Annotated in this window: 6 protein-coding genes and 2 pseudogenes; 3 read left to right on the forward strand and 5 right to left on the reverse strand. The window is 65.9% G+C overall.

Annotation, left to right across the window (positions count from 1 at the left end; all coding sequences use genetic code 11):
• The first annotated feature begins 34 nt into the window (after positions 1–34).
• Entirely contained in the window at positions 35–1,546 is a 1,512-nt protein-coding gene (locus tag ACH4YL_RS36550; RefSeq protein ID WP_398511836.1) for a S1 RNA-binding domain-containing protein, read from the forward strand.
• Positions 1,547–1,597: 51 nt separating this feature from the next.
• On the opposite strand, the pseudogene ACH4YL_RS36555 reads toward ACH4YL_RS36550, so the two are convergent.
• From ACH4YL_RS36555 to ACH4YL_RS36570, 4 genes and pseudogenes are all read right to left on the reverse strand, one after another.
• A pseudogene (locus tag ACH4YL_RS36555) lies at positions 1,598–2,162 on the reverse strand (transposase); the annotation flags it as partial.
• 30 nt (positions 2,163–2,192) lie between these two features.
• The gene (locus ACH4YL_RS36560; RefSeq protein WP_398511837.1) at positions 2,193–2,603 is read right to left on the reverse strand and encodes a RidA family protein; all 411 of its coding nucleotides are present in this window, start codon (positions 2,601–2,603) and stop codon (positions 2,193–2,195) included.
• Positions 2,604–2,864: 261 nt separating this feature from the next.
• On the reverse strand, positions 2,865–3,722 hold the full coding sequence (locus ACH4YL_RS36565; RefSeq protein ID WP_398511838.1) for an ATP-binding protein: 858 nt from the start codon (positions 3,720–3,722) through the stop codon (positions 2,865–2,867).
• Between the two features lie 229 nt (positions 3,723–3,951).
• Positions 3,952–4,416, reverse strand: a complete 465-nt coding sequence (locus ACH4YL_RS36570) for a hypothetical protein (RefSeq protein WP_398511839.1) — start codon at positions 4,414–4,416, stop codon at positions 3,952–3,954.
• Between the two features lie 173 nt (positions 4,417–4,589).
• On the opposite strand from ACH4YL_RS36570, the gene ACH4YL_RS36575 reads away from it, so the two are divergent.
• The gene (locus tag ACH4YL_RS36575) at positions 4,590–4,928 is read left to right on the forward strand and encodes a transposase (RefSeq protein ID WP_398511840.1); all 339 of its coding nucleotides are present in this window, start codon (positions 4,590–4,592) and stop codon (positions 4,926–4,928) included.
• Positions 4,929–5,124: 196 nt separating this feature from the next.
• Positions 5,125–5,394 (forward strand): annotated as a pseudogene (locus ACH4YL_RS36580) (transposase); the annotation flags it as partial.
• A 6-nt stretch (positions 5,395–5,400) separates the two neighbouring features.
• Here the strand turns inward: ACH4YL_RS36580 and ACH4YL_RS36585 are convergent.
• A complete protein-coding gene (locus ACH4YL_RS36585) occupies positions 5,401–6,129 on the reverse strand; it encodes a hypothetical protein (RefSeq protein ID WP_398511841.1) in 729 nt (242 codons plus the stop codon).
• Positions 6,130–6,473: the final 344 nt, after the last annotated feature.

Below are 6,473 nucleotides of genomic sequence, written 5' to 3' on the forward strand. Positions count from 1 at the left end.
GTCAGGGAGTGGCTTCTTACTCGAAGATGGGGGCGTGCTGCCTTACGTCCATCGCGTCACCAAGTACGACCCGGCCGACCGTGACGAACACGGCCGCTACACCGGCGCCGAGGACACCGTCAGCGATCACGGCGAGGTAGAGGCGGCCTATCTTCGGGCGGTCGAGGCCTTCGCCGCGGAGGTCGGAATCGACGTTCTGTCCGTACGCGAGCCGCAGGTCCCGTCCCTCGCGCACTTCGGTGTCGAGCGACCCCTGGACGACTTCGGGCTGGATGGGCTCTTCCCGACCGGCCTGGCCAGCTTCCACGACGGAGCAGAAGTATCGCTCGAGATCGGGCTGGAACTGGTGCGGGTCATGCTGCGCGACGGCGGCGCCTGGTGCCGGCTGGAGGCGGAAGGCGCATTCGCAGTGCACGTGGGTTGGGACCAGTACCTCTATATCGGCAGTAGCCGGCCCTGCGAGGAGGCGCTGGCCCGGACCCGCGCGCTTGGACTGTTCCCGGAGCGCCTGGACGCCTCCCCGTACGACATGGAGAACGATGCGGCTCACGTCCAGCGGCCGGGCGACGACGACTTCTGGGCCGGTCTGCACTGGGCAGTCGCCACGCGCCGCGCCGGACTCCTGGAGGAGACATACATCGAGGGCGCCTCACGGTGGCACCGCCTCACCCGCCACACCATCGACACAGTTCGCGCCGGGCTCGCTCCCCGCGCCCGGCTGGCCGTGTGGCCCGACCTGTACTCCGACATCGAAGGGGTGCTCGCAGCCCTCCCCGCCGAGGGCCTCGTCGAATGTGTCTGGCAGGACAAGGACGGCCGGATCCACAGCGCTGTCGCCGAGGAGAACGAGTTCCCGGAGCTGGCCCACCGGATATCCGAGGCCGACGCCGCAGTACTGCTGTCCGTGTATGCCGATGAACGCGTGCCTCTGTTCACCGCTGTGATGCCTGACAGCGACGGAGTGGTACGGGCCCGCTGGCAGACCGAGCCGACACCGAGCGACCGGAACTGGGCCTTCCTCAAGACCCTTCGCCGAGGTGAGATCGTCACCGGCACGGTGACCCAGATCGCCAGCTTCGGCGTCACCTTCGTGGACATCGGCGGCTTCGAAGCGATGATCAATATCCCCGAGCTGTCATGGCGCCGCATCAACCACCCGTCCGACATCGTCTCCGTGGGTCAGGAGATCAACGCCGAAATTCTCGACGTCGACCCGATCCATGAACGCGTATCACTGTCCCTCAAGGCCCTGCACGAAGATCCGATGCCGCTGCTGACCGGGCAGATCGGCCAGACGGTCGTCGGCCGCGTCACCAAGCTCGTACCGATCGGCGCGTTCGTACGCATTGAAGAGATGGAGAACGGTTTCGAGGGACTGGTGCACAACTCCGAACTGGCCGACGGAAACCTGGACAGTCCGCAGCGCGGCATCCAGGTCGGTGACGCCCTGCCGGTCAAAATCCTGGACGTCGACCCGGTCCAGCGCCGCATCACCCTCTCGCAACGGCAAGCGGTCTCAGCCGACACTGACGAATCTGGGGCTTGAAACGCACACGCCCGGTGAGGGCTCCGACCTGCGTGTCTCTCAGCTTGTTCTTTAACCTTTCAACCGTTGTAGGGCGATGAGTGTCTTTTCGCGGCGGACGGTTTTGCCCACGTCGTATCGGGGCGCCCGGTGTCTGTTCTTCGTGCCGGGTGGTCGCCCGGGGCCGGGGCGGTGAGGTTTTGGTGCTCTGGCGGGGCAGGGCATGTGCTGGCGGAGGTTCCGAAACGTGCGGCGGACCCGGGCCGGGGTGAGCCGGTTCGGTGTGGCTGGTTTCTCCCAAGGTTGCCGCAGGTCCTGGGCCAGCGGGCGGGCGAGCCGGAGTTGGGAGTATGCGGCGATGATCAGCCAGGTCCACCGGTCGGCCGCTTCCGGTTCCCGCAGTCGGGGTCGGGTCCAGCCGAGGGTCTTGCTTGAACAGCCGGAAGGTGTGTTCCAGGTCGAAGCGCCGCAAGAAGGCCTGCCGGGCGCGGTCGACGTCCGCGTCGGTGGCGCCGGTCTTCGAGGACCACAACCACACCGCCGGCGCTGCGCGGTCCTTCGACAGATGCTCGACCTCCAGCCGAATCAACGTGCCCTCGATCAACGGGAGTTCGCCCTTGTGGTCGAGCCAGGCGGCGAGACGGCGTTCGACAGTCAGCGAGAAAACTCAGTCAGGCAACGCCACAGTGAGATCCACCTCGACGAGCTGTCCGGGAAAGCCCAGCTGGGCGACGCCCAAGAGCGTGCTGGCGGTGGTGAACGCCGGACCCAGGGCAGAGTCGGTGAGCCGACGCCACGCGGCTCCCAGAACATCCCTCTCGTCGCTCCGCACATAGATCACTGACCGCACCACGTGTTGCGGCTGGGCATTCACCGCTGCCAGGGCAGTGAGCGCGTTCGCGACCACCTGGTCGACCTGCGTCTCGAGGGAACCGGAACCCACGAGGTCACCGTTCCTATCCAGCGGGCACTGCCCCGCCAGATGGGCCGTACGGCCGGCCTCCACCACCGTGATGTGGTGGTAGCCGGGAGTTTCATGCAGCTGCTCGGGGTTGATGCGGGTGATCTTCTCAGTCATGTCCGCGAGTCTGACCCGGGGTGGTGCCCGCCCGCACCGCAATTTGCCCTACCAGCAAGCACTCAGCAGCGACTGAGGTTAAAGAACAAGCTCAGCAGCCCGTCATACAGGTCACGATCGGTGGCCAGTCCGGGTCGACGCCGCCGGTCGCCTGCTGCGGCTGGAGGACCAGGATCAAGGTGCCCGAGCGGTACGGTCCATGAGCCAACCTGCACCCGCGTTTCCGCCGCTGGGCCAAGGCCGGCAGGGTCGGCTGCTTGCTCATCGGGAGTTCAGCTCCGCCCAGCGGGTGGCCCCGCCTGCGTGCGTCACCGTGCCGTAGCGAACTGCTATGGCGGCGACGATCTGCATGCCGCGGCCGTGCTCCCCATGCTGGTCCGCCTTGGAGGGTGGATCGGGTTGTGGGCCGCCGTCCGTGACTTCGATTCGGAGGACACGTCGCTGGATGCAGCGCACTCGCAGAGCAGCTGGCGGCGAGGCATGGAGTACCGCGTTGGTGACAAGTTCGGAGACGATGAGCAGAGCATCATCGCGCGCCGCAGGCGGCACTTTCAGGTCGGTGAGGAATTCCTGCGCAAGACGCCGCAGCCGGCCGACATCTCGGGCATCGACACTCACCAGTTCGAAGTGGGCTTCATGTGGGTCGTCTGCCGCGTTCCGATGACTTTCGCGGAAGAGCTGATCGGTCCTCGTGACCCTGCATTCCGAGTCCAGCGCGAGCAGTTCGGCCTGCCCAACTGGTTCGGGGGGCGCTTGAGCAGTCATCACAACCTCGGGTTTCCGCGGAGGCGACGAGCGGTCGCCGCGGCCGCTGAGCAATAGCCCAAACTGGTAATTACCAGATAGGACCAGTTTCTCCCCGGGTGGCGAGGTTGTCAATTTCGATATCGCGGACTTTGCCGCGATTCCTGTACGTAATCCGTGGCGGAACGGGCATGACGCCACCATTTCCGTTGCGCCCGGCGCGGCACGCAGGGCGGCCTGTCCAGGCAGGACCAACCGGTGCTTCGCGAATGCGTGAGCCATCACCGTGGTGACCGCCGGGCCCGGGCCCTGAAGGCACGAGAGTGCCACTCCTGAACCTCTTTCAGAGGCGCGCCGTCCAGTTCCCAGGGCCATGAGGTGGCGACCGCTGCATTGGCCTCGAAGACCGGCCACGCCTCCTGCAGGCGTGCGGCCTGCGTCAGCACGTAGGCGAGAAGGTTCACGTCGGCAAGTGCTGCTGCATGCCTGAGGAAACCGGGACGTGTCCAGGTCTCGAGTGTGTCGTCGACGAGGGCAAGTTCGTGATGCTGATCATGCGGGTGTGGTCGACACCACCCATGGCGCGTCAATGGGAACGGCCCGGCTACCTGGCGTGGCGCTCAAGATCGGATCGTGCAGCATCAAGAAACGCGTTGCGCGTCGGATGCAGGAAGTCGCGGACCGACTGAGCCCCCGGACCGTGCCAGAGCAGATGATTGACCGCCTGGGCAAACGCGTGAGCGGACTGCGCAACAGCTGGCTGACACAGCATGTGCAGTGTCTTCTGCGCCGCCCAGAGGCGATCCTGGACAGCCCCTGCCCTCCGGCGCCACTCGTCTTCATCAGCGCGTACCAGGTGCTGGTCCATCGCGGTGCGTTCGGCTTCCTGCGCTACTTCGAGGAAGGTGACGAGGTAAGACAGCCGCTCGTTGCGTCGAGCCTCCTGCCGCGTCGCATTATCTTGGTGATCCTGAGCGCGGTGATTTACCCATTGCGCCGCAAACGAAAGCGCGCCTCCGACGGTCACACCGATCAAGGCAATGACCGATGGCCATGCTTCTGCTCCCATGGTCCCTCCACGAACTCATGCAAGTCCCGGCGCGTCCGGTGCGGGCAGGACAGCTTCCCTCTCGTCAATCGGCTCTGCGTGCCGGGTCCGGTCTAACAACGGCTAACACAATGAGGTGGATCAGTCCTGATGGCCGTGTCCGGGGCGGGAGTTGAGCGCGCTCCGGTGTGGAGATGTCGCCGTGGATCGTGTCGGATGGGCTGTGGGACCGAGTGGAGCCGTTGCTGCCGCAGCGCGAGCGGCGCCTCCGGTATCCGGGGCGCAAGGCACTGCCGGACCGGGAGGTGCTGTGCGGGATCGTGTTCGTGCTGCAAACCGGCATCCAGTGGGAGTACCTGCCCAAGGAGCTGGGCTTCGGCTCAGGCATGACCTGTTGGCGTCGGCTGCGGGACTGGAACGAGGCCGGGGTCTGGCAGCGGCTGCACGAGGTCCTGCTTGCTGAGCTGAACGCGGCCTTGCGGCTGGACTGGTCGCGCAGTGTGGTCGACTCCTCCCACGTCAGGGCGCTATAAGGGGGCAGCACACGGGCCCGTCGCCGGTCGACCGGGGCCGGGCCGGCTCGAAGCACCACTTGATCACCGACGGGCATGGCACCCCGCTCGCGGTCCTGCTGACCGGCGGCAACCGCAACGACGTCACCCAGCTCCTGCCGCTGCTCGATGCCATCCCGCCCGTCCGCGGCCGGGTGGGGCGTCCGCGCCGCAAGCCCGACTCCTGTTCGCCGACTGCGGCTACGACCACGACATCTACCGCGACCAGGTCCGCGCCCGCGGCATCGTCCCGGCCATCGCCCGCCGCGGCACCCGGCACGGCACCGGTCTGGGTACTTACCGGTGGGTGGTCGAGCGCACCTTCGCCTGGCTGCACGGCTTCCGACGCCTGAGCATCCGCTGGGAACGCAGGGCGGACATCCACGAGGCGTTTCTCAAACTCGCCTGCTGCCTGATTACCCAGCGACAACTCGGCTCATCGTGTTAGCCGTTGTTAGGGAACCCGGAACCTCGCGCACGTCGGCCCGCGCTCTGTGAGCGAGCCACATTCGTCCTGGGTTCCGTCGCCCGCGTTGAGAGCCATGATGCTGATGCCTGCAGCCTGTGGTGGAAGGGACATCGGCATACTGACCCGCTGCTCGACCACGCCCTTGTCGTTGGGTCTGAGCTCACTTGAGTAGGCGTCGACCGATTCAACGACAGCCTCGGACAAGTCGGCCCTGACAGCGTTTACAAACACCTCGATGCTGGCCCCCGTCTCGACGCCGTCAGCATGAACCAGGAAACTCAATTTCAGATTGGACCGAGGGCCGTCGACTTTGATGTTGGTGATCGTCGGCCGCCCGTTTCCCCCAGCAGCCTTGGCCGCGCCGATAACCGCCACGCTCAGAGCCACCATATAGAGGATCACCCCGAGAATGAGCACGACGGTCTCCCACAAGTTGCCCCGCCGTGTGGGGTGGACGAGCAGAGCCACAATGCTGCAGACGATGGCGAGGATGGCGCAGAGCGAGGCCACATAGATGGGCCACGAGTCGTTGTTGAGGGCAACGAACACGACGTCGCTGCTGAGGCCAAGCAGGGTCATGACTCCGGCAACGGCGACGAGGGCTCCAGCCAGGATCTTGGCAACGTCGTCCAGGCGCTTTCCGATCCTGGCCTGGATCTCTTCGTGCGTCAGGGCAGGGTCTCGTTCGCTACCCCTCTTCGGGACCCCGCTCATTGCGCTCCTCCTGACCGAAGGTCCTGGGCGGTCAGCCGGTCGTCCGGCTGGCGTCCGGTCCTAGTGGAAGACGCTAAGCTCGCGGGAGAACCGCAGCGACCCGGGGATAGGCCGAACAGAGGAACGATTAGGCACGCTTTATTTCAACGGGGCTGGGAGTATGGCCAGCGCTGCGCCAGCAGGTCATGCCCGGGCCGAAGCCGAGTTCCTGGGGCAGGTACTCCCACTGGGTGCCAGTGTGCAGCACATAGCTTGGCGTTTAACCGCGCAGGTCACCCGACCTGCTGATCTGCGGTTCTTTCCGGGACAGCGGAGGCGGCCGTTCTCCACGCTTCGAGATGTCG

It is taken from the genome of Streptomyces sp. NPDC020681 (genome assembly GCF_044334895.1).
GTDB lineage: Bacteria > Actinomycetota > Actinomycetes > Streptomycetales > Streptomycetaceae > Streptomyces.